Below are 26,531 nucleotides of genomic sequence, written 5' to 3'. Positions count from 1 at the left end.
TTGTGTCAGTAGCCGGGCTTGTTGAGGCGCACGGCTTGCAGGATGGTGGCGGAGATTTCCTCGATCGACTTGGCGGTCGACTCCAGCCAGCGGATGTTCTCGCGGCGCATCAGTTTCTGCGCCGCGTCGATCTCGTAGCGGCAGTTCTCCAGTGAGGCGTAGCGGCTGTCCGGTCGGCGTTCCTGGCGGATCTGCGCGAGGCGCTCGGGCGCTATGGTGAGCCCGAACAGCTTGCTGCGGTAGCGGTGCAGTTCGCCGGGCAGCTTGTTGCGCTCGAAATCCTCCGGGATCAGCGGGTAGTTGGCGGCCTTGACGCCGAACTGCACCGCCAGATAGAGGCTGGTGGGGGTCTTGCCCGAGCGCGACACGCCGACCAGGATGACGTCGGCCTCGGCGAGCTCGCCGTCGGAGGAGATGCCGTCGTCGTGGGCCATGGCGAAGTTGATCGCTTCGATGCGCGCCATGTAGCCGTTGCTGTCGGCAATGCCGTGGAAGCGGCCGACAGCGTGGGTGGAGCGCTGGCCGAGCTCGGTTTCCAGGGGGCCGATGAACTGCTCGAAGAGATCGATGAACAGCGCGTCGGCCTGGCGCAGGCCGGCCACCGTCTCCGGATTTACCAGGGTGCTGAAGACGATGGGGCGCACGCCGTCCTGGCGGGCGGCCTCGCGGACCTGGCTGGCGCAGTCGATGGCCTTGTCGAGATCGTCCACGAAGGGAATCCGCACCTGGCGGCAATTGGCCTCGGGGAACTGGGCGAGCAGGCTGTGGCCGAGCGTTTCGGCAGTGATGCCGGTGCCGTCGGAGATGAAGAATACGGTGCGGGGCGGGGTGTCGGGCATGGTCGCGGGTGGTGCGTGAGCACCACTTTGGGGATTGGGGCAAACCCGCTGATGCGGCAGGGCAGCAAAATTGGTTAAACTTCCACCTCTATTTTGCTTTCTCCCCAACAATTTCGGAAGGCCAATCAATGACCCGCTACGTCATCCCCTTCACTGAGCTGCGCATGACCGACGTCGAAGAAGTCGGCGGCAAGAACGCAAGCCTGGGTGAAATGATCAGCCAGCTGCCGGCCAGCGTGCGCGTGCCGGGAGGCTTTGCCACCACCGCCGCCGCTTACCGCGAGTTCCTCGCCCACGGCGGCCTGGCGCAGCGCATCGAGGCCGCACTGGCCGCGCTGGATGTGGATGACGTCGATGCGCTGGCCCGCACCGGCGCGCAGATCCGCCAGTGGATCGTCGATACCCCCTTCCCGGCACAGCTCGAACACGAGATCCGTGCGGCCTACGACAGGATCACCGCCGAAGGCGAAGGCAGCTTCGCGGTGCGCTCCTCGGCCACCGCGGAAGATCTCCCGGATGCCTCCTTCGCCGGCCAGCAGGAGACCTTCCTCAACATCCACGGCTACGACAACATCCTTCACGCGATGAAGGAAGTGTTCGCCTCGCTGTACAACGACCGCGCCATCTCCTACCGCGTGCACAAGGGCTTCGCCCACGCCGAGGTGGCACTGTCGGCCGGCGTGCAGCGCATGGTGCGCTCGGATACCGGGGCCTCGGGGGTGATGTTCACCATCGACACCGAATCCGGCTTCTCCGACGTGGTGTTCATCACCGCCTCCTACGGTCTCGGCGAGACCGTCGTCCAGGGCGCGGTAAACCCGGACGAGTTCTACGTGCACAAGCCCACCCTGGCACAGGGGCGCCCGGCCGTGGTGCGCCGCAACCTGGGTTCCAAGCTGATCAAGATGGTGTTCGCCGAGCAGGCCGAGGCCGGCAAGTCGGTGCGCACCGTGGATGTGGCGGAAGCCGACCGCACCCGTTTCTCGCTCACCGACGAGGACGTGCTGGAGCTGGCCCGCTACGCGGTGATCATCGAGCAGCACTACGGCCGCCCGATGGACATCGAATGGGGCAAGGACGGCGGCGACGGCAAGCTCTACATCCTGCAGGCGCGCCCGGAAACGGTGAAGAGCCAGTCCGCCGGTCATGTGATGCAGAAGTACCGCCTCAAGCAGTACGGCAAGGCGCTCACCCACGGCCGCGCGATCGGCCAGAAGATCGGGGCCGGCACCGTGCGCGTGGTCAAGGACGCCTCCGAGATGAACCGCGTGCTGGCCGGCGACATCCTCGTTACCGACATGACCGACCCCAACTGGGAGCCGGTGATGAAGCGTGCGTCGGCCATCGTCACCAACCGCGGCGGGCGCACCTGCCACGCGGCGATCATCGCCCGTGAGCTCGGCATCCCCGCCATCGTCGGCTGCGGCAACGCCACCGAGGTGCTGGAAGAGGGCGACGCGGTCACCGTGTCATGCGCCGAAGGTGATACCGGCTACGTCTACCGCGGCAAGCTGGAGTTTGAGGTCATCACCACCGACATGGGCAACCTGCCCGACATCCCGGTGAAGATCATGATGAACGTGGGCAATCCGGAACTCGCCTTCGAGTTCGCGCAGATCCCCAACGGCGGTGTCGGCCTGGCGCGCCTGGAGTTCGTCATCAACAACATGATCGGCATCCACCCGAAGGCCATCCTCGACCTCGGTCAGGTGCCGGCCAGCCTGCGCGACGAGATCAAGCGCCGCTCGCGCGGCTACGCCACGCCCAAGCAGTTCTTCATCGAGAAGCTGGTCGAAGGCGTGGCCACCATCGCCGCGGCCTTCTATCCGAAGCCGGTGATCGTGCGCATGTCCGACTTCAAGTCCAACGAGTACCGCAAGCTGCTCGGCGGCGAGATCTACGAGCCCGAGGAAGAGAACCCGATGCTGGGCTTCCGCGGCGCCTCGCGCTACATCGCTCACAGCTTCCGCGACTGCTTCGAGATGGAAGTGGCGGCGATGAAGAAGGTGCGCAACGAGCTTGGCCTGACCAACGTGCAGATCATGATCCCCTTCGTGCGCAACCTCGAAGAGGCTGCCGGCGTGGTCGATCTGCTTGCCGAGCATGGCCTGAAGCGCGGCGAGAACGATCTCAAGCTGATCATGATGTGCGAGATCCCCTCCAACGCCATCCTCGCCGACCGTTTCCTGGAGTACTTCGATGGTTTCTCCATCGGCTCCAACGACCTGACCCAGCTCACCCTCGGCCTGGACCGCGACTCGGGTCTGGTGGCGCACGCCTTCGACGAGCGCGATCCGGCGGTCAAGCAGTTGCTGTCGATGGCCATCCAGAGCGCCAACAGGTTGGGCAAGTACGTCGGCATCTGCGGCCAGGGGCCGTCGGACCATGCCGATTTTGCCGAATGGCTGATGGACGAGGGCATTCAGACCATCTCGCTGAACCCGGATACGGTTGTCGATACCTGGCTCAAGCTGGCGGCGCACGGCAAGTCCTGATTGTGCGATGCATCAATGAACGGCGGCCCTGGCCGCCGTTCTGCATTCCAGCCTCAAGTCTGTTTTGATCAATACCGTTAGTAATAAATAGTGTTACACTCGGCGCGTTTTTGTGTTCGAGCAAATGAAATGCGGCCAATACCGCTATTCCGGATGACATCCGGGCGGTAGCGCGGTACGCATGTCATGCTCCCCGAAAGGCTTCCGGCCTGCTTCTTGCAGGAGGGGTGGGGAGACATCAAGGAGGTTAGGGAATGGCGTTTGTCATTCTTTCCACGGGTGGTCTGACACGTTCCAGAACGCATACGCTCAGTGCGCGTATGCTGGGGCTGGCGCTGGGTGCCGTGCTGCTTGGCGTGCTGGGCGGCGGTATGGCAATCGGCTATCGCATGGCTGCCCCTGCGCCCGAGCTTGCCAGTGGCGGCGTCGAGGCCGTGCCGGTGACGCTGGATCATGCCGAGGGGCGGGTGCTGGTGGATCGCGTCGGCGAACTCGCCGGCCGCCTGATCCGCCTTGAGAGCGAGGCCTCCACGCTGGCCAAGCGCGTAGGCGTGTTGCAGGAGTTCGAAGAGCAGATCGCACCCGCGGCCACAGGCAAGGGCGCCGCCTCCACCGCGCGTGGCAGTGCCGCTCCGGCGCGTGCCGGAGCAGGCGGGCCGCTGGTGCCGGCCGTGGGCCTTACCGTTGATGAGGCCGCGCAAGCTGGCTCCGTTGGCGACTTCGGCATCGGTCTTGCCGCACTCGAAAACCAGCTTGATCGCATTGACCTGGCGTTCAGTCTTGTCGATCGTGCCGCCACCGAACGCAATCTTCAGCACATGGCCTTCCCCAGCCGGGTTCCGGTTGAGGGGCGTCCGATCACCTCGGGTTTCGGCAATCGCCTCGATCCCTTTACCCGCAGGCTGGCCCGCCATACCGGGGTGGACTTTCCGGCACCGACCGGTACACCCATCCTCGCCAGTGCCGGAGGACGGGTCAAGTTCGCTGCTTACAACCGTGATTACGGCAACATGGTGGAAATCGATCACGGCAACGGCCTGCTGACCCGCTATGCCCACGCTTCCAGGCTCTTCGTGCGCGTCGGCGACGTGGTCATGCCAGGACAGCGCATCGCCGCGGTGGGCTCGACGGGGCGGTCGACCGGCCCGCATCTGCATTTCGAAGTGATGCGCAACGGCAGCCATGTTGACCCCAAGCACTACCTCGTGCGGGCGGGCTCCTGAGCGCCGATGGCCTTCTTCAATGGCTTTTCCACCCGTCGCCTGACAGCAACCGCGTTTGAGTTGGCCCCTGGCCAGCGCCTGCGCAAGCTTGCGCTGCTGGGGCTGGTGTTCGCGGTGGTGGTCGCGCTCGCCGGGCTGGCGCTGCGTTACGTCGTCGACAGCGCTGCGCCGGCGGCCCGCCTGGCCGAGCTCGAACACGACAACGGCCAGTTGCGCATCGAACTCGATCAGTATCGTGTCCAGCTCGAAATGGAGCGCGCCACCCGCGGCGAGCTCGAACGTCAGGTCGGCGAGCTCAATGAGCAGGTCAGCCGCCTCAATCACGAACTGGGCTTCTATACTTCACATTCCGACGGCGCACGCAGGGCTCGCTGAAACCGTGCACCGCCATCTACCGGGAGAAGCGCATCATGTTCCGCAAGAAACCGCACGCCAAGTCCATCGAGGTCACCAAGCTCTCCAGTCTGATTGCCGACAACGTCGAGATCGTCGGTGACGTGGTCTTCTCCGGCGGCCTGCGTGTCGACGGGCGCATCGAAGGCAACGTGATCAACAAGGAAGGCGCCAACGGCCTGCTGGTGCTCAGTGACAAGGGCAGCATCAAGGGGCGGGTGAAGGTCTACGATGCGGTGGTCAACGGCGCGGTGTCCGGCGACATCGAAGTCGAGCACTTCCTCGAACTGCAGTCGAATGCCCGCGTCTCCGGCAACATCACCTACAGCCAGCTGCAGCTCGAATGCGGGGCCACCATCGAGGGGCGTCTGGAGCGCACCGGAGAGGGGCATATCGAGTCCGACGACGAGCGTGGCGGCGACGGCAAGATCGTCGATCTGGTCTCTTCTTCGGCGCAGGCTGCAGCGCGCTGAAGATCCGCGGCTGGGAGCGCTCCCGCGCTCGGGTATAATTCCGCTTCTGGCCTCCAGGGGTCAGAGCGAGCGCCGGCGAGCCGGCTCGTGCGTCCTTCCTCCCAGTCGATCAAATGACCGAAATCCTCAAGCTGCGTGGCGCTGCGGCGCTGTCCGATTCCCGCCTCCAACGTCTCCAGCGCTCGCTTGGCGAGGTGCTGCCCAAGTGCAAGGGCGTCAGCGCCGAACACTGGTACTTCGTCGAACTTGCCGATGCCCTCGATGCCGGTGAGCGCGCCCGCCTGATCGACCTGCTCGGCGCCCTGCCGGCCAGTGTGGAGGCGCCGGTCGGTGAACTGCTGGTGGTGGTGCCGCGCCTGGGCACCATCTCGCCGTGGTCGTCGAAGGCCACTGACATTGCCCGTCAGTGCGGTTTCGACAAGATCGTCCGCATCGAACGCGGCACCGCCTTCACGCTGGCGCACAAGCCGCTCGACGATGCCCAGCGCGCGGCAGTGCTCGCCCTGCTGCACGACCGCATGACCGAGTCGGTGCTGCCCGCCGTGGATGCGGCGGAGGCGCTCTTCCACCACTACGAACCGCAGCCGCTGACCACCGTGGACATCCTCGGCGGCGGCCGTGCGGCGCTGGAAGTGGCCAACGGCGAACTCGGCCTGGCGCTCTCCGAGGACGAGATCGACTACCTGGTGGACAACTTCGTGCGCATGGGGCGCAACCCCACCGACGTCGAGCTGATGATGTTCGCGCAGGCCAACTCCGAGCACTGCCGCCACAAGATCTTCAATGCCGACTGGGTGATCGACGCCCGGGCCATGGGGAAGAGCCTGTTCGGCATGATCAAGGACACCCACAAGGCCCATCCGCAGGGCACCGTGGTGGCCTATTCGGACAATGCCTCGGTGATCGAAGGCGCCACCGTCGACCGCTTCTACCCCGACGCCGACGGCCAGTGGCGCTTCCGCGAGGAGAGCACCCACATCCTCGCCAAGGTCGAAACCCACAACCACCCCACCGCGATCTCGCCCTTCCCGGGCGCGGCCACCGGTGCCGGTGGCGAGATCCGCGACGAAGGCGCCACCGGGCGCGGCTCCAAGCCCAAGGCCGGTCTGGCCGGCTTCTCGGTGTCGAACCTGGAGATCCCGGACTTTACCCAGCCCTGGGAGAAGCCCTACGGCAAGCCGGAGCGCATCGCCTCGGCGCTCGACATCATGATCGAAGGGCCGATCGGTGCGGCGGCCTTCAACAACGAATTCGGCCGCCCCAACCTTGCCGGCTACTTCCGCACCTTCCAGCAGGCAGTGCAGGGCGAGGTGCGCGGCTACCACAAGCCGATCATGATCGCCGGCGGGCTCGGCAACATCCAGGCGCAGCAATCCGAGAAGCCGACCTTCCCGCCGGGCACGCTGCTGATCCAGCTCGGTGGTCCGGGCATGCTGATCGGCCTCGGTGGCGGGGCCGCCTCGTCGATGGCCACCGGCACCAACGCGGCGGATCTGGACTTCGCCTCGGTGCAGCGCGGCAACCCTGAAATCCAGCGCCGCTGCCAGGAAGTCATCGACGCCTGCTGGCAGCAGGGCGACAAGAACCCGATCATCGCCATCCATGACGTGGGCGCCGGCGGCCTGTCGAATGCCATGCCGGAGCTGGCCGATCACGCCGGTCTGGGCGCGCATTTCGAACTGCGCGAGGTGCACATCGAGGAGCCGGGCATGAGCCCGCGCGAGATCTGGTCCAACGAATCGCAGGAGCGCTACGTGCTGGCGATCGCGCCGGAGTCGCTGGAGATGTTCCGCGCCTTCTGCGAACGCGAACGCTGCCCCTTCGCGGTGCTCGGCACCGCCACGGCCGACGGCCACCTCACCGTCAGCGACCGCCACTTCGGCAACAAGCCGGTCGACATGGACATGCAGGTGCTGCTCGGCAAGCCGCCGAAGATGACCCGCAACGTGTCGCGCCGCGCCGTGCATCTGCCGCCCTTCGACCTCACCGACATCGATGTCGGCGAGGCCTGCCGCCGCGTGTTGCGCATGCCGGCGGTGGCCAGCAAGAACTTCCTGATCACCATCGGCGACCGCTCGGTGGGCGGCATGACCGCGCGCGACCAGATGGTCGGCCCCTGGCAGGTGCCGGTCGCCGACGTCGCCGTCACCGCGATGAGCTTCCACGGCTTCAATGGCGAAGCCTTCGCGATGGGCGAGCGGACCCCGCTGGCCTGTGTCGATGCGCCGGCCTCCGGGCGCATGGCGATCGGCGAGGCGATCACCAACATCGCCGCCGCCGACATCGGCGAACTGGGTGACGTGAAGCTCTCCGCCAACTGGATGGCCGCCGCCGGCCACCGCGGCGAGGACGCCAGGCTCTACGACACCGTCAAGGCGGTGTCGGAATTCTGCATTGCCGCCGACCTGTCCATCCCGGTCGGCAAGGACTCGCTGTCGATGCGCACTGCCTGGCAGGATGATGGTGAGGACAAGCAGGTGGTCGCGCCGCTGTCGCTGATCGCCACCGCCTTCGCCCCGGTGCGCGACATCCGCAACACGCTTACCCCGCAGCTGCAGCTGCCCGAAGGCGTGGAAACCGAGTTGCTGCTGATCGATCTGGGCAATGGCAAGAACCGCCTCGGCGGCTCGGTGCTGGCGCAGGCCTGGAATTCGGTGGCCGAGCACGCCCCGGACGTCGATGCCGCCCAGCTCAAGGCTTTCTTCGGCGCCGTCCAGCAACTGCGGCGCGACGGCCTGCTGCTCGCCTACCACGACCGCTCCGACGGCGGTCTGTTCGCCACCGTCGCCGAGATGGCCTTCGCCGGGCGCTGCGGGGTGTCGCTGACCCTGGATACGGTGAGCTACGACGCGCACATGAACGACGTCGATGGCCTGGAAAAGAAACCCGATACCCTCAAGGGGCGCTTCACCGACAGCGCCCTGGCGGCCCTGTTCGCCGAGGAACTCGGCGCGGTGGTGCAGATCCGCCGCGACGAGCGCAGCCGCATCACCGAAACCTTGCGCGCCGCCGGCCTCAGCTACCACTTCATCGGCGAACCCAACGAGCGCGACGAGATCCGCCTGTGGCGCAACGGCAAGCTGCTCTTTGCCGCGCCGCGCGCCGAACTGCTGCAGACCTGGAGCGAGACCAGCTACCGCATCGCCCGCCTGCGCGACGACGCCGTTTGCGCGCAGGAGGAGTTCGACGCCCTGGCCGATGCCGCCAACCCGGGCCTGTCGGTGCACACCAGCTTCGACGTCACCGAGGACGTGGCCGCACCCTTCATCAATGCGGGTGCCCGCCCCAAGGTGGTGATCCTGCGCGAGCAGGGGGTGAACTCCCACGCCGAGATGGCCGCCGCCTTCGAGCGTGCCGGCTTCGCGCCCTTCGACGTGCACATGTCCGACCTGCAGGCCGGCCGTGTGCAGCTGGCCGACTTCCACGGTCTGGCCGCGTGCGGTGGCTTCTCCTACGGCGACGTGCTCGGAGCGGGGCAGGGCTGGGCGAAGTCCATCCTGTTCAACGACGCGCTGCGCAGCCAGTTCGAGACCTTCTTCGCGCGCACCGACACCTTCGCGCTGGGGGTGTGCAACGGCTGCCAGATGATGGCGCACCTCGCACCCATCATCCCGGGTGCGCAGCACTGGCCCACCTTCCACCGCAACCGCAGCGAACAGTTCGAAGCGCGCTTCGTGATGGTCGAGGTCACCGAGTCGCCCTCCATCCTGCTCGCCGGCATGGCCGGCAGCCGCATGCCCATCGTCGTCAGTCACGGCGAGGGCAGGGCGGTGTTCAGGGACGAGGCCGCCCGCCAGCAGGCGCTGGCGGCGCTGCGCTACGTGGATAACCTCGGCGCGCCGGCGGTGAGCTACCCGTTCAACCCCAACGGCTCGCCGGACGGGCTGACCGGCTTCACCACTGCCGACGGGCGCTTCACCATCATGATGCCGCACCCCGAGCGCACCGCGCGCACAGTGCAGATGTCGTGGGCGCCGCAGGCGCTGGTGAATGCCAGCCCGGACGCTTCGCCGTGGCAGCGCATGTTCCGCAATGCGCGGGTGTGGCTGGGCTGATGCCGGCGTTTTTTGATCTGGATCAATATTGATCTGGATCATGGCAGGGGGTGGGTGCGCTCCCTAGAATCCACTCCACGATGATGAGGTCGTGCCTGTCGCGGCCCTCGTCGCCCTCCCTGCCGATCACGGGTTTGCCGATGCCCTTCAGCTTGCGCCGCCTTCGTCTGACCGCCTGGCTGGCACTGTTCGCAGTGCTGCTCGGCGCGCTCACGCCGACGATCAGTCGTGCGCTGCTTGCCAGCGGACAGATCGACGGCTGGGTGGAGGTGTGTACTGCTGCGGGCATGAAGTACGTCAACCCGCTCACCGCGGCCGAAGTCGATCCGCAGACCGATCTGCAGGCTTTCGCCGAAGCCTGTCCCTATTGCGCCGCCCATGCCGGCAGCTTCGCGCTGGCCGCGGCGCTGCCCGCCGTCGATACCGCATCGCCCTCGCCGCAGCAGCAACTGCCGCTGAGCGGGGTGCCGCTGCGGATGGGCCCGACGGATGTCGTCCTGCCCGCGCCGCGGGCTCCGCCACGCCTGAGCTGACTCCGTCGTCGCCAGTGGCCTTGCCGCCGCGCTCCTTCAGGAGTGCGGGAGACGGCCCGCGACGGCCTGCAAGGCAGTGCCTGCCGCCTCGTGCGGACAGGCTCCAGCAGTCGGCAATCGACCTCAGGGCGGACAGTTTTCATGGACACAGTAGCGACAGGACCGGCGCTCCGGTCCCTTACCTCATGCGTGGACGGGCGCACCGCGGCGCAGACCTCCTGCATCCACGTCGGACGCGGGGAGACCGTCTTCTGCGCCGGCGATACTGGCCAGGCGTGGCGGGTGGTCTGCGGGGTGGTGCGTCTCGATCGCGAGTGCGATGGCGAGCGCGAGTTCGGTGGCCTGGCCAGGGTGGGCGACGTCATCGGCGCCGAAACCCTGCTGCTGGGCCGCTACACCTATACCGCGGTAGCCTTGATGCCCTCGGTGCTGGAGGCCTGGAGTCACGACCAGGCCCCAGCTGCCGAGCGCGAGCACAAGCTCCTGCAGGCCCTGGCGACGGCCGAGCGGCGCATGGCCGACGTGCTCGCGCTGCGCGGCGGCAAGGCAGCGGCGCGGGTGCGCAGGTTGCTCGGCTTCCTCGCCGGCAACGGACTCAGGCAGCCCGACCCCTGCGTGGTCATGCCCCGTCTGCGCGACATTGCCGAGATCACCGACCTCAAGGTGGAAACCGTATCGCGCACCATTTCCCAGCTCAGCCAGGATGGCGAGATCGCCGCGCTGCCGCGCCGCCAGGTCCGTCTGCACTATGCCGAGGCGCAGGCCGGGGTGCCCGATGTCACCGCGGGCGAGGCCGGACGCTGAACGGTCAAGACAAGGAGTTGTACATGCCGGCTTCATCGACCTTCTCTGCACTGCTTCGCGGCCTTGTCGCCGCGCTCGGCGCGATCCTGCTTGCCGCCTGTGGGCAGCAGGGCCCGAGCTTCAACGCCACCGACATCACCGGTGCGCGTTTCGGCAGCGATTTCTCCCTTACCGATCCGGACGGGCGCACCCGCACGCTGGCGGATTTCCGTGGCAAGGCAGTGATGGTGTTCTTCGGCTTTACCCAGTGTCCGGACATCTGCCCGTCGGCATTGATCCGCGCTGCCGAGGTCAGGCAGATGCTCGGGGCCGATGGCGAGCGCCTCCAGGTGATCTTCGTCAGTGTCGATCCCGAGCGCGACACGCCGGAGGTGCTGCGCGAGTACACCGCCGCCTTCGGCGCGGATTTCCTCGGTCTGTACACCGACGTCGAGGAAACCCGCAGGGTGGCCGACGAGTTCCGCATCTTCTACCGCAAGGTGCCCACTGGCGGCTCCTACACCATGGACCATACCGCCACCAGCTATGTGTACGACCCTGCCGGCAAGCTCAGGCTTGCCGTCGGCTACCAGCAGGATGCCGCCAGCGTGGCGGCAGACCTGAAGACGCTGTTGCAGTCCTTTCCCGCTCACTGAGGAGATACCGTAATGAAAAAGCTCGTCCTTGCCGCCATTCTGGCGATGTCCGCCGTTGCCCATGCCCAGGTCGAGGTGAGCGACGTCTGGGTGCGTGCCACTGTTCCCCAGCAGCGCGCCACCGGCGTGTTCATGAATCTCACCGCCAAGCAGGACGCCCGCCTGGTGGCCGCTGAATCGCCCGCGGCGGACGTTGTCGAAGTCCATGAAATGAAGATGGAAGGCGAGGTCATGAAGATGCGCGCCATCGACGCCCTGCCGCTGCCGGCCGGGCAGGCCGTGGCGCTGAAGCCCGGTGGTTACCACGTCATGCTCATCGACCTCAAGGCGCAGGTCAAGGAGGGCGACGTGGTGCCGGTGACCCTGGTCATCGAAAACGCCGCGGGGCAGCAGGAACGCATCGAACTGCAGGCCCCCGCCAGGCCGCTGGCAACGCCTGCCGGCGGCGGTGCCATGCAGCACCGCCACGGCCAGCGCTGAGAGCGCTCGCCTGGTTCGGTTCCCTGTGTGGCGCGCGTGCCGATGCCCCGCACAGGGGCTGTTCCTTCAATCACCCTGTTGAATTTTATTTGCATATGACATGATCTCGCTCCAGATGAGGAGGGGGGAGATCATGAGAGCGTTTTTCACGGCCATTCTGGCCAGCAGCCTGCTTGCCGGATGCGCCAGCAACTGCAGTATTCTGTCATCCAACGCCTCGCCCGCCTGTCAGGCGCAGCTGCTTGCCCTGATGGTGGTTGCCGCGCCGGTGGCCTTGCCCTACGCAATGATCAAGGACGCTGCGGAGGACCATGCCGCCAAGGTTTCCGCGCGCGATCTGCAGCGCGGTGTCGAGGCCGGTGATCTGGCTGCCAGCGAATACTGCGTCTTCATCTGCAGGAATGCCTACAGCATGGCGCAGGATGAGCGCTGGAGGCTGCTCCGCATGGCCGCAGAGCGCGTCGTCGCTGCCGGCGACGAAGAGCTGCGGGATGACCACCGCCGGCAGGCCGTGCGGCTTGCCGCCCATAAGGTGCTGGCCGACATGCTCTGGCGCGAGGCGCCGGCGCGTCGCGTCGAGCACCTGCATGAGGTGATCCGCCTCGGGCAGTCGGCGGAGCTGTGGGCCTACGTCAGGCTGAGCACCGACCAAGGCAACGATCTTCCGGTCAATGATGGCCATTTCCGCAGCGCGGCGGTGGGTGCGGTCGTCGACCTGCTGACGCTGCAGCGCGAGCTTGCGTGGCAGGCCGGCGAGCGTACGCCGCCAGACGAGGAGGCCTGCGATCTGCAACCCTTTGGCCGGCTGCCGATGCTGGCCGGTGCGGATGAGCGGCTGCTGTGCAGCCTCGCCGCGTCGGCATGGAAACGCCGCTACCCGCCGGCAGAGGGGTAATGAGCGGTAGCGGTTGTGCCGCAGCGCTCGGGCCTTCCGGGCCGTCGGGTCTGAGCGTATTGACAATGATCAAGGGGTTCGCGGTGTAGTACTTCGGACGCATAGCATGCCGGCTCTTGTGGGCTATGCGAGTCGGGGTGCCAGGTGCGCTGTTGTCTGTTGAGTCTGCTCGTACTGATGAGCAGTGCCGCATTTGCGGCGGTGGAGCGTGGAGGGCACGGTGGCGGCCACGGCGCTGCTGTGCACGCACGGGAGTCCGCGACGCCGTCGTGGACGCGCGCCCCGCTGTTGCTCGCCGGTGCCCGCATGGGGCGCACCGCGGTGTGGATCGAGGCGCACAACATTGCCGCCGAAGCGATCACCGTCATCGCGCCCGATACGCGCCTGAATGCTGAGCAGGTTGCCGTGATCGACGGGCGGGGGCGGGTCGAGCCGCTGCGCGAGGATGTCGGTGCGCATCACCTGCTGTTTGCCCGCGAGCAGGCCGACGGGCGCATCGTCAGCGCGGCGAGCTGGTGGAATTTTCCCACTCCCGGGACGTCGCCACGTGAAGTGCTGGGGCGTGTGCGCGGCGGTCTGGAGTTGATGCCGGTCGATCTGCCGGACCGTGGCCCCTACCGCGAAGGTACGCGCCACGGCTTTGTGCTGCGCATGGATGGTGCGCCGCTCGCCGGTGTGCGTGTCGTGCTCGAAAGCTCCCAGGGTTCCCGCGTGGTATTCCACAGCGATGCCGCGGGGGTGATCGATGTCCTGCTGCCGCGTGACTTCGACCCTGCACAGGTTGATCGCGAGGGCCGCCAGGCGCGTGCCGATTTTGTCCTCTTCGCACGCATCGAGCGCGATGGTGTCGAGCACCTGAGCGCCTTCAACGGCCCTTACGGGCCTGATCCGATGCGTCAGCGCGATCTCTCCGGCGGGGTGGCGTTCATGCTCCTCGGCATGGCGCTGGCAGTGCCCTTGCTGCGCAGCAGGAGAGGCTGAGATGGCCGCTACCCTGACACTCTCCCGCGTACGCACAGTGGTTCAGCTGGTCATGCTGTTCCTCACCGTCTGGGGCGCCAACATCCTCGGTCCCTATACCGCGGACAAGATCACCACCCGCCTGCCGGCGCTGTCCTGTGCCTACGATCAGCACAACGGCGGCTATTGCGTGCTGGTGCCCTTGCAGCACCAGATGAAACACCGCGTCGGCGAGGCCATCGTCAAGGCCCAGGCGGTGACCTTTCAGATCGTGCTGCCATTGGTGTTCACCATGGCGAGTTTTCTGCTGTTCTTCCTGATTCTGGGCAAGGCCTTCTGCGGCTGGGTGTGTCCGCTCGGTACCGTGCAGGAATGGATCAACCGCCTCGGCCGGCGTTTCGGCCTGCCCATGCACCGGCTCGCCAGCGACAAGGTGGGGAGGGTGCGGCCGCTGAAGTGGCTGATCCTTCTTGCGCTGGTGTTCCTGCTGCCCTTGCTGGCCGGCCTGGGTGTGGCGCCGCACGGGCTCGGCAATCCCTACTGCGACGTCTGTCCGTCGCGCATCGTCACCACCCTGCTTACTGCGAATACCGACGAGCTGGCCTTGCGCACCCATGACGGACTGGCGTTGGCGCTCGGTGCGCTGGCCAACACCCTGATGGGTTTCGTGATCATCGGTGCGCTGGCGATTCGTCAGCCGTTCTGCCGCATCTGCCCGATGCTGGCGCTCAACGGAGCCTTCAAGCACCTCTCCCTGACCCGTCTGGACAAGCGTGAACATTCCAAGTGCGAGAGCTGCGGGGTGTGCGCCAAGGCCTGTCCGATGGATATCCCGGAGATACACCTGCGCCATGGGCGGCAGGCCTATCACGATGACTGCACGCTGTGTGGGCGCTGCGCGGAGTTCTGTCCGGACGATGACGTGATCCGCATCCGCTTTGCGCCGCTGACACTGTTCCGTTCCTCGCGCGAGTACTACCGCCGGCGCATCGCCGCCGAGATGCCCGATGGCCAGGTCAAGCCTGTGCGCCTGGTGCGCAAGCCGGCCGGCGGGGATGCGTCGTGAGTTTCGAAGCGCTGATGCCGCTGGTCGGCACCGAGGGTGAGTCGCTCGGCGCTCTGGGGGCTTTTCTGCTCGGCATGTCGATGGGGCTGACCGCGTGCACGGTGACCTGTCTGCCCTTCATCGGTACCTGGGTGATGGGACGGGGGCGCGGCGGCAAGGCCGCGGCGGGTGATGCCACGGCCTTCCTGGCCGGGCGGGTGCTGGCCTACGGCCTGCTCGGGCTGCTCGCCGGCCTCTCGGGAGAACGGCTCGCCGGCTGGCTGACCGGGCCCGCCGGCAACCTTGCCATCGGCCTGGCGAGCTGTATGGCCGCTGTCTGGTTGCTGCATGGTGCGCTGCCGCGCCTGCGCCCGCTGCTGGCGCCGCAGGGCGTTGCGCTCAACTTTCATCCGCGTCGCCCGGCGGCCCGCGCTGCAGTCGCGGGGGCAGGGTGCGCGCCGGCGCGCCGCGCCGACGCCTTGCCACCCTTTTTCCTCGGCGCTGCGCTGAGCCTGACGCCGTGTGCGCCGCTGGGCTGGCTGCTCACCGTGTGTGCGCTGTCCGGCAGCGCCCTGAGCGGTCTGGGCAGTGGATTGTTGTTCGGCACCGGTGCAGCGCTCTCTCCGCTGCTGGTGCTGCTGCCTTTGTTCGGCAGTTTTGGCAGGACCCTGGTCGAAGAGCGCCGCTGGCTCGCCGGGTTCCTGAGTGCTGGCGCTGCCCTGGTGCTGCTGGGCCTGGGGGTGCGTCGTCTGCTTCTGATCTGAAGATCATTCAAGGTGGAGTCGGGATGTCGATGAAAAACCGCAAAACGAAGAAGGTATGGCTGTTGCTCCTGGGGGGACTGAATGCTGCTGCGGCATCCGCGCAGCAAGGCGATGCGGGCGGGTTGTCCTATCTCGACGAAGTGGTGGTGTCGGCTACACGCACCGCGCAGCGCCTGCAGGACGTGCCGGCGTCGACGACGGTGGTCGAGCGCGAGGCGATAGAGAAGTCTTCCGCCAGCACCGCCGACCAGTTGCTGCAGCGCGTGCCCGGTCTGTACGCCGCGCGCATGAGTGCGGCCTCGCCCAACCGTATTGCCCAGGTGTATACCCGCGGTCTGCCCGGCAATGGGCGCACCCTCGTGCTGGTCGATGGTGTGCCGATGAACGTGCTCTTCGACGGCCAGGTGGACTGGTCGCAGCTCAGCACTCAGGACATTGAGCGCATCGAGGTCGTGCGCGGTGCGGCGTCCGGACTGTATGGTTCAAACGCCATGGGCGGGGTGGTGAGCATCTCCTCGCGCCTGCCCGAGTCCGGCTTCAGTCCGCGTCTGAGCGTCGAGGCAGGCAGCAACAACACCCGCCGCGGTGCCGCAAGCGTCAGCGGCAAGGCGGGGACGACCGGCTACTTCCTCTCCTTCAGCCAGCTCAGCAGCGACGGCTACGACATGTGGACCGACGCCCAGCGCGCCCAGCATGGCGCCGCGGCCACGCAGATGACGGCGATGGGAACGCGCAAACGCAATGCCGTGGCCAAGCTGGTGCAGGAGATCGGCGAGCAGGGCCTGCTGGAGTTCCGTCTGTCGTCGCTCGACGACAAGTCGACCGACTTCTACGACATCCCGGGCTACGTGCCCAACCATCGCAAGCAACTGCTGACCTCCCTGCGTTATCAGCACCTCGGCGAAACCGCCGATTACTCGGTGCTTGCCTACCACCGCAAGGGGCGGCAGTTTGCCGACAACGCGGCCGCACCGCTGTACCGGAGCATCGCCTCCAAGGCGGACTACGATGACGTCTCGCGCGGGGTGAACGCGCAGTTCGGCATCGCGCTCGGTGATCACCACTGCCTCAGCGCCGGGGTCGAGTTCAGCGACGGTTACATGGGTGTGGTCACCGATCGCTACGTTGCCACGCCGACGCGGGTCATGCGGCGCTACGGTGAGGTGAGGCGCAGCGCCCTGTTCGTGCAGGACGAGATGCATCTGGGCGAGCGCTGGGTGGTGAATCTCAGTGGCCGTGTCGATCGCTGGGCGCATCGGGGTTGGCAGACCGACACCCTGCCTGCGCAGCCTGCGGGCAACTATCCGACCCGCAGCGGCAGTGAGTTCTCACCCCGCCTCGGGGTGCTCTATCGCGTCTCTCCGGAGGTGGTGCTGCGCGCCAATGCCGGGCGCGCCTTCAAGCTTCCCGAACTGTGGGAGCTCTACAGCTCGGCCCGTCGCGGCGCGGCCACCTACTGGGGTAATGCGGCGCTCGATCCCGAGCGCCTGACCTCCTACGATATTGGCGTTGACCGCTATTTCGGGCGTACTGGGTTCGTCAAGGTGACGGCCTACCGCAACGACGCGCGCGACTTCATCTACAACGTGCGCCGTGACGCCAGCAACTTCGACAAGGTCAACGTCGGAGGCGTGCGTACCCGCGGGGTGGAGATCGAAGCGCGCTACAGGCCGGCCGCGTGGATCGAGCTGATGTTCTCGCAGACCTGGAACCGCTCGACCATCACCCGTTTTGACCCTGACCCGGCGCTCGAAGGCAACACGCTGGTCAATGTGCCCAATGTACGCAGCTGGCTGCAGGCGGAGCTCACCCTGCCGCGGCAGAGTACGTTGACCCTTGTTGCGCAGAGGGTGGGCAGGCGCTATGCCGACGACCGCAACCTGACCTACCGCAAGGCCTACACCACCTTCGACGTGCAGCTGGCCCACCAGCTCACGCCGGCTGCGAGCGTGCGCCTGGGGGTCGAGAACGTCGCGGACCACCGTTATGAGGGGATCGGCTACATGGCGCCGGGCAGGCAGGTGACGCTGGCCCTCGATGCGCGCTTCTGATCCGCGGTGACGGTGGTGCCGCCCCTGTCTTCGCCTGTGCCTGAGCTTGGGCTCGCCGCGCTCATCCATCTTGCGCTGCTCGGTGCTCTTCTATGGGGAATGCCGGCGGCCGACAGGGCGCGGGAGACTGAACCGAGTCTCCCCGTCAGTGTGCGCTACCTTGAGCGCACGGCCGCAGCGCCTGTGCCGGCGGCCGCACCAAGCGCCGCGCCAGCGCTGGCGCGGGGGCCCGCGCCTCGCCCACACCGGCCTGTGCCTCGTGCACACCGGCCGACGCCGGCGCCATCGCCCGCCAGGGACTCGCCGCCTGCAAGCGTGGTGCCTGCAGCGCCGGCTGAGCTCGCGCAGGCCGTGGATACGCCGCCGACGGTCGACTCCGCCGTTGGCGAAGGCACGCCGTCCTCCGCTGCCGCCACCATGGCGGGCGGCAGCGCGGACGCCGACGCTGGCGGGGCTGTCGATCAGCCGGCCAGTTTCACGGCGGCTTACCTGAACAATCCGCCGCCGCCGTATCCGCCCATGTCGCGTCGCCTGGGGGAGGAGGGCAGGGTGATCGTACGGGTCGCGCTCGACGCCCTCGGCAAGGTGGTGGAGATCGGCCTGGAGCGTTCCAGCGGCCATCGCCGGCTCGACCGCGCTGCCGTCGATGCAGTGCGGGCGTGGCGCTTCGAGCCCGCGCGCAGCGGGGGCAGGGCCGTCGCCGCCAGTGTGCTGGTGCCGGTCGATTTTCGACTCGAACAGGAGTGAGGGATGGACGAAGGAAGGGGCTTGATGCATTTCTGGGCGCATGGCGATGCCGTGACCCATGGAACCGCCTGGGTGCTGCTGTGCATGTCGGTGATGAGCTGGGCGATCATCATCGGCAAGTTCTTCACGCTCTACCGCCTGCGCCGTCAGGCGCCGGTGGCGGTGCGCGCATTCTGGGCTGCGCCGGATCGTCGGGCCGCTCTCGGCATCATCGACGCTGCCGACCGCAGCGCGGTGTTCGCGGCTCTTGCCCGGCAGGCGATGGAGGCCGCGAAGGCCTTTGAGGATCATCGTGCCGGGGGCATCGGTGCCGGGGTCGATCTTGGCGAGTTCGTCGCCCGCAGTCTCCAGCAAGCCGTTGTCGAAGCGCAGGCGAAGGTCGAACAGGGCCTCGCCGTGCTTGCCTCGGTGGCCGCCACGGCGCCCTTTGTCGGCCTCTTCGGAACGGTCTGGGGCATCTTCAATGCGCTCATCGCGCTCTCCGGAGTCGCCCATGCGAGCATCGACAAGGTTGCCGGTCCGGTCGGCGAGGCGCTCATCATGACTGCCGCCGGATTGTTCGTGGCCATCCCCGCGGTGCTGGCCTACAACGCCTGCGCGCGCGCCAACCGCCTGGTCCTCGCCCAGCTCGATGGTTTTGCGCATGCGCTGCACGCCTATCTGGTCGGCGGCGTGAGAGTGCCCGCCTGGCATGGCGGCGGTCAGGGCCAGGGCTGGCACGCCGCAGAGGCAGGTGGCCAGCGGGCGGGGCTGCCCGGCCTCGTCCGGGATGGCGCACCAGGCGCATAGCCGCCAGCAGGAGGAGGACAAGCGATGGGATTCAACGTTTCCGCGCAGCGTATCGGTCATGCGCAGCCGATGGCCGAAATCAACATGATTCCGCTGATCGACGTGATGCTGGTGCTGGTGGTGATCTTCCTGGTCACCGCACCGCTGCTGAATCGTGCGGAGGACATCGACCTGCCGAGGGAGCACGCCGGCAGCGAACTTGAGGCCGATGCCGTGCATGTGGTGATCGACGCGCAGCAGCGGCTGCGGCTGAATGGCCGCGACCTTGCCTGGGAAGAGCTGGAGGATGCGCTGCGCCTGGCGGCAGGGGCCCAGGCGAGCCCGGAGCTGCAGCTGCAGGCCGACCGCCTGACGCCCTACGAGAGCATTGCCAGGTTGATCGCCGCGGCCCGCAGCGCCGGTCTCCGGCAGGTCGCCTTCGTCATGGATCCGCGGCCGCTGCGCTGAGGCGTGGCGGCCGCGGGCAGTCCTTACATGCCCTGGTAGATCGGCCCTTCGCCGCCTTGCGGGACTACCCAGTTGATGTTCTGGGTGGGGTCCTTGATGTCACAGGTCTTGCAGTGCACGCAGTTCTGCGCGTTGATCTGCAGGCGCGCGGCGCCACCCTCGCCGTCACGGACGATCTCGTACACGCCGGCCGGACAGTAGCGTTGCTCGGGGCTGTCGTACTGTTCGAGATTGATGCGGATGGCCGCAGCGGGATCCCTGAGCTGCAGATGGCAGGGCTGTTCTTCCTCGTGGTTGGTGTTGGAGAGGAAGACCGAGGACAGGCGGTCGAAGGTCAGCACGCCGTCCGGCTTGGGGTAGTCGATGGGCGTGCACTCCGCAGCCTTCTTCAGGTACTGATGGTCGGCGGTGTTGTGCAGGGTCCACGGCGCCTTGCCGCGGAAGACGATCTGGTCGATGCCGAAGAGCAGCGAGCCCATGTACAGACCCTTCTTCATCAGCGGCTTGAAATTGCGCGCGCGGTGGAGCTCTTCGTGCAGCCAGCTGCTGCGGAAGGCCTCCGGGTAGGCGCTCAGTTCGTCGCGCTGGCGCTCTGCGGCGACGGCCTCGAAGGCGGCTTCTGCGGCCAGCATGCCGGACTTGATCGCCGCGTGGATGCCCTTGATGCGCGAGGCGTTGAGATAGCCGGCGTCGTCGCCGATCAGCGCGCCGCCGGGGAAGGTGGTCTTCGGCAGCGACTGCAGGCCGCCGGCGGTGAGTGCGCGGGCGCCGTAGGAGAGGCGCTTGCCGCCGTCGAGGAAGCGGCGGATCTCCGGGTGGGTCTTGTAGCGCTGGAACTCTTCGTAGGGCGAGAGGTAGGGGTTGCTGTAGTTGAGGCCGACCACGAAACCGATCGCCACCAGATTGTCTTCGAGGTGGTACATGAAGGAGCCGCCATAGGTGGCCGCATCCAGCGGCCAGCCCGCGGTGTGCATGACCAGGCCGGGGACGTGCTGTTCGGGCTTGATCTCCCACAACTCCTTGATGCCGATGCCGTAGGTCTGCGGATCGGCGCCTTCGCGCAGATTGAAGCGTGCTTCGAGGATCTTGCCGAGATGGCCGCGACAGCCTTCGGCAAACAGGGTGTAACGCGCATGCAGCTCCATGCCCGGCTGGTGCTGGGGGCCGGGGGTGCCGTCACGGTTGAGGCCCATGTCGCCGGTGGCGACCCCCTTCACCGCACCGTTGTCGTCGTAGAGGATCTCCGCGGCGGCGAAACCGGGGTAGACCTCGATGCCGGCCGCTTCGCACTGCTCGCCCAGCCACTTGGTCAGATGGCCGAGGCGGATGATGTAGTTGCCGTGGTTGGTGAAGCACTCGGGAAGGAGGAAGTTGGGCGTGCGGTGGGCGCCGTCGGCGGTGAGGAAGAGGAAGCGGTCTTCGCTGACCTGGGTGGACAGCGGCGCGCCCTTTTCCTTCCAGTCGGGGATCAGTTCGTTCAGCGAGCGCGGGTCGAGCACTGCGCCCGACAGCGAGTGGGCGCCGATCTCGGCACCTTTCTCGATCAGGCAGATCGACAGTTCGCGGCCTTTCGCGTCGGCGAGCTGCTTGAGCCTGAGCGCGGCGGCCAGGCCGGCCGGACCGCCACCCACGATGAGGACATCGAACTCCATCGACTCGCGTTCCATCCTGTTCTCCTCGGTCTCCGGGCCCGTCTCGCGTCACGCTCGTGGCGGGCCCCGAATGTCTCAGTTTAGTATTTCCGTGCCGGCTGGCCGGGCTGCTTGAACATACGGTGGCGTATGTTACATTACCCGCACGACAACACCAATAGAGGAGACCCGCATGCACACCGACCGCAAACTGCTGCTCACCACCCGCATGGCGGTGCGCTGGGGCGACATGGACGCCTACGGTCACGTCAACAACACGGTGTATTTCCGCTACTTCGAGCAGGCGCGGGTAGAGTGGCTGGAGGCGATGGACTTTGCGGTCAGTCCGGCAGAACCGCAGGCGCCGGTGATCATCAATGCCAGCTGCACCTTCCTGATTCCGGTCAATTACCCGGCCACCGTGGAGATCCGCCTCTTCGCCGGCAACCCCGGGCGCAGCAGTGTCGACACCTGGTACGAACTGCGGGTCGAGGGCGATGAGCGCCTCTATGCCGAGGGCGCGGCGAAGGTGGTGTGGATGGACCCACGCACTGGCAAGTCGGTCCCCTTGCCGGATACACTGCGCAGCACACTGGCGGCCTGAGGTTCGGCGCCGGGCGAAGACAAAAATATCAGGAGACAAGCAATGAGCAGTGTACACCTGCCGCTGTGGCAGCCTTCCGGGCAGCGCATCGCCGAGGCCAACATCACCGCATTTGCCCGTGCCGCAGAGGCGCGCTGGGGCGTGGAACTGGGCGACTACGAAGCCCTCCATGCGTGGTCGGTGAATGCGCCGGAGCAATTCTGGACCAGTGTCTGGGACGATGGCGCGGTGATCGGCGAACGCGGCGCGACGGTGCTCGTCGATGCGCAGCGCATGCCCGGTGCGCGCTGGTTTCCAGAGGCCCGTCTGAACTTTGCGCAGAACCTGCTGCGCTCGCGCGACGAGCGCGATGCGCTGGTGTTCTGGGGTGAGGACAAGGTCAAGAACCGTCTTTCCCATGGCGAGCTCTATCGCCAGGTGGCGCGCTTTGCCGCGGCACTGCGCGAACAGGGGGTGGGCAAGGGCGACCGCGTTGCGGCCTACATGCCCAACATGCCCGAAACCGTGGTGGCGATGCTGGCGACGGCGAGCATCGGCGCCATCTTCACTTCGGCATCGCCGGATTTTGGTGTGCAGGGTGTGCTCGACCGCTTCGGCCAGACCGGGCCGAAGGTGCTGCTGGCCTGCGACGGTTATTACTACAACGGCAAGGTGGTCGATTGTCTCGACAAGCTGGCCGAGGTTGCCTCCCGCCTGCCGTCGCTGCGGCGCGTCGTCGTGGTGCCCTACGTGCATGCCCACCACGACCTCGGCCGTGTCGCGCATGCGCGCATGCTGGCCGATTTTCTCGCGCCCCATCACGCCGTCACCGAGATCGCCTTCGAGGCGCTGCCCTTCGATCACCCGCTGTACATCATGTACTCCTCCGGCACCACGGGCGTGCCCAAGTGCATCGTGCACTGTGCCGGTGGTGCGCTGCTGCAGCATCTCAAGGAGCACCGCCTGCATGCCGACGTGAAGCCCGGTGATCGCCTGTTCTATTTCACCACCTGCGGCTGGATGATGTGGAACTGGCTGGTTTCCGGGTTGGCCGCCGGCGCGACGCTGCTGCTCTACGACGGTTCGCCCTTCATCGGCAAGGGCGGCATCCTGTTCGATTACGCTGACGCCGAAGGCATGACCCATTTCGGCACCTCGGCAAAGTTCATCGACGCCATCGCCAAGATCGATCTGGCGCCCGCGCGCACGCACCGCCTCGACGCCCTGCGCAGCATCATGAGCACCGGCAGTCCGCTGGTGCCGGAGGGCTTCGACTACGTCTATCGGGCCATCAAGAGCGATGTCTGCCTGTCGTCGATCTCCGGCGGTACCGACATCATCTCCTGCTTCGTGCTCGGCAACCCGACCCTGCCGGTGTGGCGTGGCGAGATCCAGTGCCGCGGTCTGGGCATGGCCGTCGATGTGTGGGACGACGACGGCAGACCGGTGCGCGGCGAGAAGGGCGAGTTGGTGTGCACCAGGCCTTTCCCGGTGATGCCGGTCGGTTTCTGGAACGATGCCGACGGCGCGCGCTATCGCGCCGCCTACTTCGAGCGCTTTGCCAACGTCTGGTGTCATGGGGACTTCTGCGAGATCACCGCCCATGGCGGGCTGATCATCTACGGGCGTTCGGATGCCACCCTCAATCCGGGAGGCGTGCGCATCGGTACCGCGGAGATCTACCGCCAGGTGGAAAAGCTCGACGAGGTTGTCGAATCCCTGGTCATCGGGCAGGACTGGGAAGGCGATGTGCGCGTCGTGCTGTTCGTCAAGCTGCGCGACGGGCTTGCCCTCGACGACGAACTGGCGGCGCGCATCAAGCGCACCATCCGCGACAACACCACGCCGCGCCACGTCCCTGCCAAGGTCCTCCAGGTGGCCGACATCCCGCGCACCAAGAGCGGCAAGATCGTCGAACTGGCGGTGCGCAACGTGGTGCATGGGCAGGCGGTGAAGAACATCGAGGCGCTGGCCAATCCGGAGGCGCTCGAGCATTTCCGCGAACGCGTTGAACTGCAGGGCTGAGGAGGGCAGGGCATGCTGATGAGTGCGCAACACGCGACGCTGCTGATCGTCGATATCCAGAGCCGGCTGGCGCCGGCCATCCACGACAGTCAGCGCATCGTGGACAACTGCATCTGGCTGGCGCAGGTGGCTGCGCGCATGGACGTGCCGGTGGTGGTCACCGAGCATTGCCCGGACAAGATCGGCACGACGGTGGCGGCGCTCAAGGCCGTCACCGGTGCGGCGCACTATGTCGCCAAGCAGCACTTTTCCGCCCAGGCCGAAGGCTGTCTGGCGGGCACCGAGGTCGAGCGCCGCCGTCAGGTGATCGTCTGCGGCACCGAGGCGCACGTTTGCGTGCAGCAGACCGCGCTCGACCTGCGCTGGGCCGGCAAGGAGGTCTTCGTGGTCGCCGATGCGTCCGGCTCGCGCGATCCGCTCAATCGCGACCTCGCTTTCGAGCGCATGCGCCAGCACGGCATCGAGATCGTCGCGCGCGAGATGGTCGCCTTCGAGTGGCTGCGCCGCGGCGGCACAGCGCTGTTTTCGGCGGTCAATCGCGAGTTCATCCGCTGAGCTTGGTGCCGGATTGACGCGCTGACGCGCTCTGCATTGCCTGCAGGTGTGCAAACGGCTATAATTCGAAGGCTTTGACTGAACCGTCCCTTGAGGCGGTTCTGGCTGTTTCCGGTTGAGTTCAACAGGGATGGGCGTTTCGCCCATTTTTTATTTGTGGGCGTGCAGATGAATCTTGAAGGGCTGGTCGAGCAGGTCGTCAGCGGCCTGGGTTTCGAACTCGTTGATCTGGAGATGTCTCCCAAGGGACGTCTGCTGCGCGTGTTCATCGACATCGAGCGTGGTGTCACGGTGGACGACTGCGCTACCGTCAGCAACCAGCTGACCCGGGTGTTCGAGGTCGAGAATGTCGATTACGACCGCCTCGAGGTGTCGTCGCCGGGTCTCGATCGTCCGCTCAAGAAGCTCGCCGATTTCGAGCGCTTTGCCGGGCAGGAGGCCCAGGTCAGGCTGCAGATGCCCATCGGCAATCAACGTAATTTCATTGGCGTGCTGGCCGGCGTTAAGGACGGTGCAGTGATCCTGCAGACCGAAAAGGGCGAAACGGCCCTGGCCTTCGACGAGATCGAGAAAGCACGCCTTGTTCCCAAGTTTTGAGCATTCGGATGTGGAGGTTTTGAGGAAATGAGCCGCGAGATTCTGCTGCTTGTGGATGCCCTGGCCCGTGAGAAGAACGTCGCCAAGGACATCGTTTTTGCCGCGCTGGAGTCGGCGCTGGCCTCCGCGACCAAAAAGCGCATCCATGATGACGCCGACGTGGTGGTGACCATCGACCGTGAGACCGGCGACTACCACTCCGTGCGTCGCTGGGTGGTGATGCTCGACGAGGAAGTGAGCAACGACGAGGCCGAGATGGGCATCATCGATGCCCGTGAGGTGAAGGCCGATGTGCAGCTTGGCGACTTCATCGAGGAGCCCCTGGAGTCCATCGACTTCGGCCGTATCGGCGCCCAGGCCGCCAAGCAGGTGATCCTGCAGAAGATCCGCGATGCCGAGCGCGAGCAGGTGCTCAACGACTTCCTCGAACGCAAGGAATTCCTCGTCTCCGGCTCCATCAAGCGCATGGAGCGGGGCAACGCGATCATCGAGGTCGGCCGCATGGAAGCCGTGCTGCCGCGCGATCAGATGATCCCGCGCGAGAACCTGCGCGTCGGCGATCGCGTCAAGGCCTTCCTGCTGCGCATCGACCGCAGCGCGCGCGGCCCGCAGCTGGTGCTGTCGCGCACCGCGCCGGAATTCCTCATGAGGCTCTTCGAGCTCGAAGTGCCGGAGATCGAAGACGGTCTGCTGGAGATCAAGGCCTGCGCCCGCGACCCCGGTCTGCGCGCCAAGATCGCCGTCAAGTCGAACGATCCACGCATCGACCCGATCGGTACCTGCGTCGGCCTGCGCGGCTCGCGGGTCACCGCGGTGCGCAACGAAATCGGCGGCGAGCAGATCGACATCATCGTCTGGGCGCAGGATCCGGCGCAGTTCGTCATCGCCGCGCTGCAGCCGGCCGAGGTGGTCTCCATCGTCGTCGATGAGGAGACCCACGGCATGGACGTGGTGGTCGACGAAAACAACCTCGCCATCGCCATCGGGCGCAGCGGCCAGAACGTCAAGCTCGCTTCCGAGCTTACCGGCTGGACCATCAACCTGATGAGCGAGGCCGAATCGGCCGAGCGTTCCGAGCAGGAGCGCCAGGGGCTGCGCGCGCTGTTCATGTCCAAGCTCGATGTCGATGACGAAGTCGCCGACATCCTGATCGAAGAAGGCTTTTCCTCGCTGGAGGAGATTGCCTACGTTCCGCTGGCGGAGATGCTCGAGATCGAGGCCTTCGACGAGGAGACCGTGACCGAGTTGCGCAACCGCGCCCGTAACGTGCTGCTCACCGCGGCCATCGTCACCGAAGAGCAGCTCGAAAAGGTTTCCGACGACCTCCTCGGCCTTGAAGGCATGGACAAGTCGCTTGCCGCCACGCTTGCCCAGAAGGGCGTTCGTACCCGTGACGAGCTGGCCGATCTCGCTGTGGATGAGCTGGTCGAGCTTGCCGGGATTGACGAAGAACGGGCCACGGCGCTGATTTCCACAGCACGCGCCCACTGGTTCGAAGAATGATGGGAGGGC

General features: G+C 66.5%; 24 protein-coding genes. 22 read left to right on the top strand and 2 right to left on the bottom strand.

Going from position 1 to position 26,531, the window contains the following annotated elements:
* Window positions 1-5: 5 nt before the first annotated feature.
* A complete protein-coding gene (gene ppsR, locus C8261_RS01820) occupies window positions 6-839 on the bottom strand; it encodes a posphoenolpyruvate synthetase regulatory kinase/phosphorylase PpsR (protein ID WP_107491931.1) in 834 nt (277 codons plus the stop codon).
* Window positions 840-967: 128 nt separating this feature from the next.
* Between ppsR and ppsA the strand changes: the two genes are divergently transcribed.
* The 17 genes from ppsA (at window position 968) to C8261_RS01735 (ending at window position 19,628) form a co-directional block, all read left to right on the top strand.
* Window positions 968-3,334, top strand: coding sequence for a phosphoenolpyruvate synthase (gene ppsA / locus C8261_RS01815; RefSeq protein ID WP_107491930.1), 2,367 nt, complete (start codon window positions 968-970; stop codon window positions 3,332-3,334).
* A 254-nt stretch (window positions 3,335-3,588) separates the two neighbouring features.
* Entirely contained in the window at window positions 3,589-4,557 is a 969-nt protein-coding gene (locus tag C8261_RS01810) for a M23 family metallopeptidase (protein WP_107491929.1), read from the top strand.
* A gap of 60 nt (window positions 4,558-4,617) precedes the next feature.
* Window positions 4,618-4,932 carry a hypothetical protein gene (locus C8261_RS01805; protein ID WP_146161630.1) on the top strand — a complete coding sequence of 105 codons (315 nt, stop codon included), beginning with the start codon at window positions 4,618-4,620 and terminating at the stop codon, window positions 4,930-4,932.
* Between the two features lie 35 nt (window positions 4,933-4,967).
* Window positions 4,968-5,423 (top strand): bactofilin family protein, encoded by a 456-nt coding sequence (locus C8261_RS01800; RefSeq protein WP_107491927.1) that lies wholly within the window; start codon window positions 4,968-4,970, stop codon window positions 5,421-5,423.
* Between the two features lie 113 nt (window positions 5,424-5,536).
* Entirely contained in the window at window positions 5,537-9,478 is a 3,942-nt protein-coding gene (purL, locus tag C8261_RS01795) for a phosphoribosylformylglycinamidine synthase (RefSeq protein WP_107491926.1), read from the top strand.
* Between the two features lie 140 nt (window positions 9,479-9,618).
* Window positions 9,619-10,011: a DUF2946 domain-containing protein gene (locus tag C8261_RS01790; protein ID WP_181358803.1), complete on the top strand. Its 393-nt coding sequence runs from the start codon at window positions 9,619-9,621 to the stop codon at window positions 10,009-10,011.
* Window positions 10,012-10,200: 189 nt separating this feature from the next.
* Window positions 10,201-10,815 carry a Crp/Fnr family transcriptional regulator gene (locus tag C8261_RS01785; protein ID WP_235864800.1) on the top strand — a complete coding sequence of 205 codons (615 nt, stop codon included), beginning with the start codon at window positions 10,201-10,203 and terminating at the stop codon, window positions 10,813-10,815.
* A gap of 23 nt (window positions 10,816-10,838) precedes the next feature.
* Window positions 10,839-11,450 (top strand): SCO family protein, encoded by a 612-nt coding sequence (locus tag C8261_RS01780; protein WP_107491923.1) that lies wholly within the window; start codon window positions 10,839-10,841, stop codon window positions 11,448-11,450.
* A gap of 12 nt (window positions 11,451-11,462) precedes the next feature.
* Entirely contained in the window at window positions 11,463-11,930 is a 468-nt protein-coding gene (locus C8261_RS01775) for a copper chaperone PCu(A)C (RefSeq protein ID WP_107491922.1), read from the top strand.
* A 100-nt stretch (window positions 11,931-12,030) separates the two neighbouring features.
* Window positions 12,031-12,825, top strand: a complete 795-nt coding sequence (locus tag C8261_RS01770) for a hypothetical protein (protein WP_146161629.1) — start codon at window positions 12,031-12,033, stop codon at window positions 12,823-12,825.
* Window positions 12,826-13,002: 177 nt separating this feature from the next.
* Window positions 13,003-13,806 carry a hypothetical protein gene (locus C8261_RS01765; RefSeq protein ID WP_181358802.1) on the top strand — a complete coding sequence of 268 codons (804 nt, stop codon included), beginning with the start codon at window positions 13,003-13,005 and terminating at the stop codon, window positions 13,804-13,806.
* A 1-nt stretch (window position 13,807) separates the two neighbouring features.
* Window positions 13,808-14,851: a 4Fe-4S binding protein gene (locus tag C8261_RS01760; protein WP_107491919.1), complete on the top strand. Its 1,044-nt coding sequence runs from the start codon at window positions 13,808-13,810 to the stop codon at window positions 14,849-14,851.
* Entirely contained in the window at window positions 14,848-15,594 is a 747-nt protein-coding gene (locus C8261_RS01755) for an urease accessory protein UreH domain-containing protein (protein WP_235864799.1), read from the top strand. The genes C8261_RS01760 and C8261_RS01755 overlap by 4 nt, the downstream gene beginning before the upstream one ends.
* Before the next feature lie 29 nt (window positions 15,595-15,623).
* Entirely contained in the window at window positions 15,624-17,645 is a 2,022-nt protein-coding gene (locus C8261_RS01750) for a TonB-dependent receptor (RefSeq protein ID WP_181358801.1), read from the top strand.
* A gap of 99 nt (window positions 17,646-17,744) precedes the next feature.
* Window positions 17,745-18,392, top strand: coding sequence for an energy transducer TonB (locus C8261_RS17785; protein ID WP_107491917.1), 648 nt, complete (start codon window positions 17,745-17,747; stop codon window positions 18,390-18,392).
* A gap of 3 nt (window positions 18,393-18,395) precedes the next feature.
* Window positions 18,396-19,181, top strand: coding sequence for a MotA/TolQ/ExbB proton channel family protein (locus C8261_RS01740; RefSeq protein ID WP_107491916.1), 786 nt, complete (start codon window positions 18,396-18,398; stop codon window positions 19,179-19,181).
* Between the two features lie 24 nt (window positions 19,182-19,205).
* Window positions 19,206-19,628, top strand: coding sequence for an ExbD/TolR family protein (locus C8261_RS01735; protein ID WP_107491915.1), 423 nt, complete (start codon window positions 19,206-19,208; stop codon window positions 19,626-19,628).
* Between the two features lie 23 nt (window positions 19,629-19,651).
* On the opposite strand, the gene C8261_RS01730 is transcribed toward C8261_RS01735, so the two are convergent.
* The gene (locus C8261_RS01730) at window positions 19,652-21,295 is read right to left on the bottom strand and encodes an electron transfer flavoprotein-ubiquinone oxidoreductase (RefSeq protein ID WP_107491914.1); all 1,644 of its coding nucleotides are present in this window, start codon (window positions 21,293-21,295) and stop codon (window positions 19,652-19,654) included.
* A 157-nt stretch (window positions 21,296-21,452) separates the two neighbouring features.
* Here C8261_RS01730 and C8261_RS01725 point away from each other — a divergent pair, with 157 nt between their 5' ends.
* From C8261_RS01725 to nusA, 5 genes are all read left to right on the top strand, one after another.
* Window positions 21,453-21,863: an acyl-CoA thioesterase gene (locus C8261_RS01725; RefSeq protein WP_107491913.1), complete on the top strand. Its 411-nt coding sequence runs from the start codon at window positions 21,453-21,455 to the stop codon at window positions 21,861-21,863.
* Window positions 21,864-21,905: 42 nt separating this feature from the next.
* Window positions 21,906-23,867, top strand: a complete 1,962-nt coding sequence (locus C8261_RS01720; RefSeq protein WP_107491912.1) for an acetoacetate--CoA ligase — start codon at window positions 21,906-21,908, stop codon at window positions 23,865-23,867.
* A 12-nt stretch (window positions 23,868-23,879) separates the two neighbouring features.
* Window positions 23,880-24,422, top strand: a complete 543-nt coding sequence (locus C8261_RS01715) for a hydrolase (protein WP_107491911.1) — start codon at window positions 23,880-23,882, stop codon at window positions 24,420-24,422.
* A 168-nt stretch (window positions 24,423-24,590) separates the two neighbouring features.
* Window positions 24,591-25,019: a ribosome maturation factor RimP gene (gene rimP, locus C8261_RS01710; RefSeq protein ID WP_181358815.1), complete on the top strand. Its 429-nt coding sequence runs from the start codon at window positions 24,591-24,593 to the stop codon at window positions 25,017-25,019.
* Between the two features lie 27 nt (window positions 25,020-25,046).
* Window positions 25,047-26,522 carry a transcription termination factor NusA gene (nusA, locus tag C8261_RS01705; protein WP_107491910.1) on the top strand — a complete coding sequence of 492 codons (1,476 nt, stop codon included), beginning with the start codon at window positions 25,047-25,049 and terminating at the stop codon, window positions 26,520-26,522.
* Window positions 26,523-26,531 lie beyond the last annotated feature (9 nt).

This window comes from Pseudothauera lacus, from assembly GCF_003034845.1.
In the GTDB taxonomy this organism is placed as follows: Bacteria; Pseudomonadota; Gammaproteobacteria; order Burkholderiales; family Rhodocyclaceae; genus Pseudothauera; species Pseudothauera lacus.
This window is presented reverse-complemented; position numbering and strand designations above follow the sequence as displayed.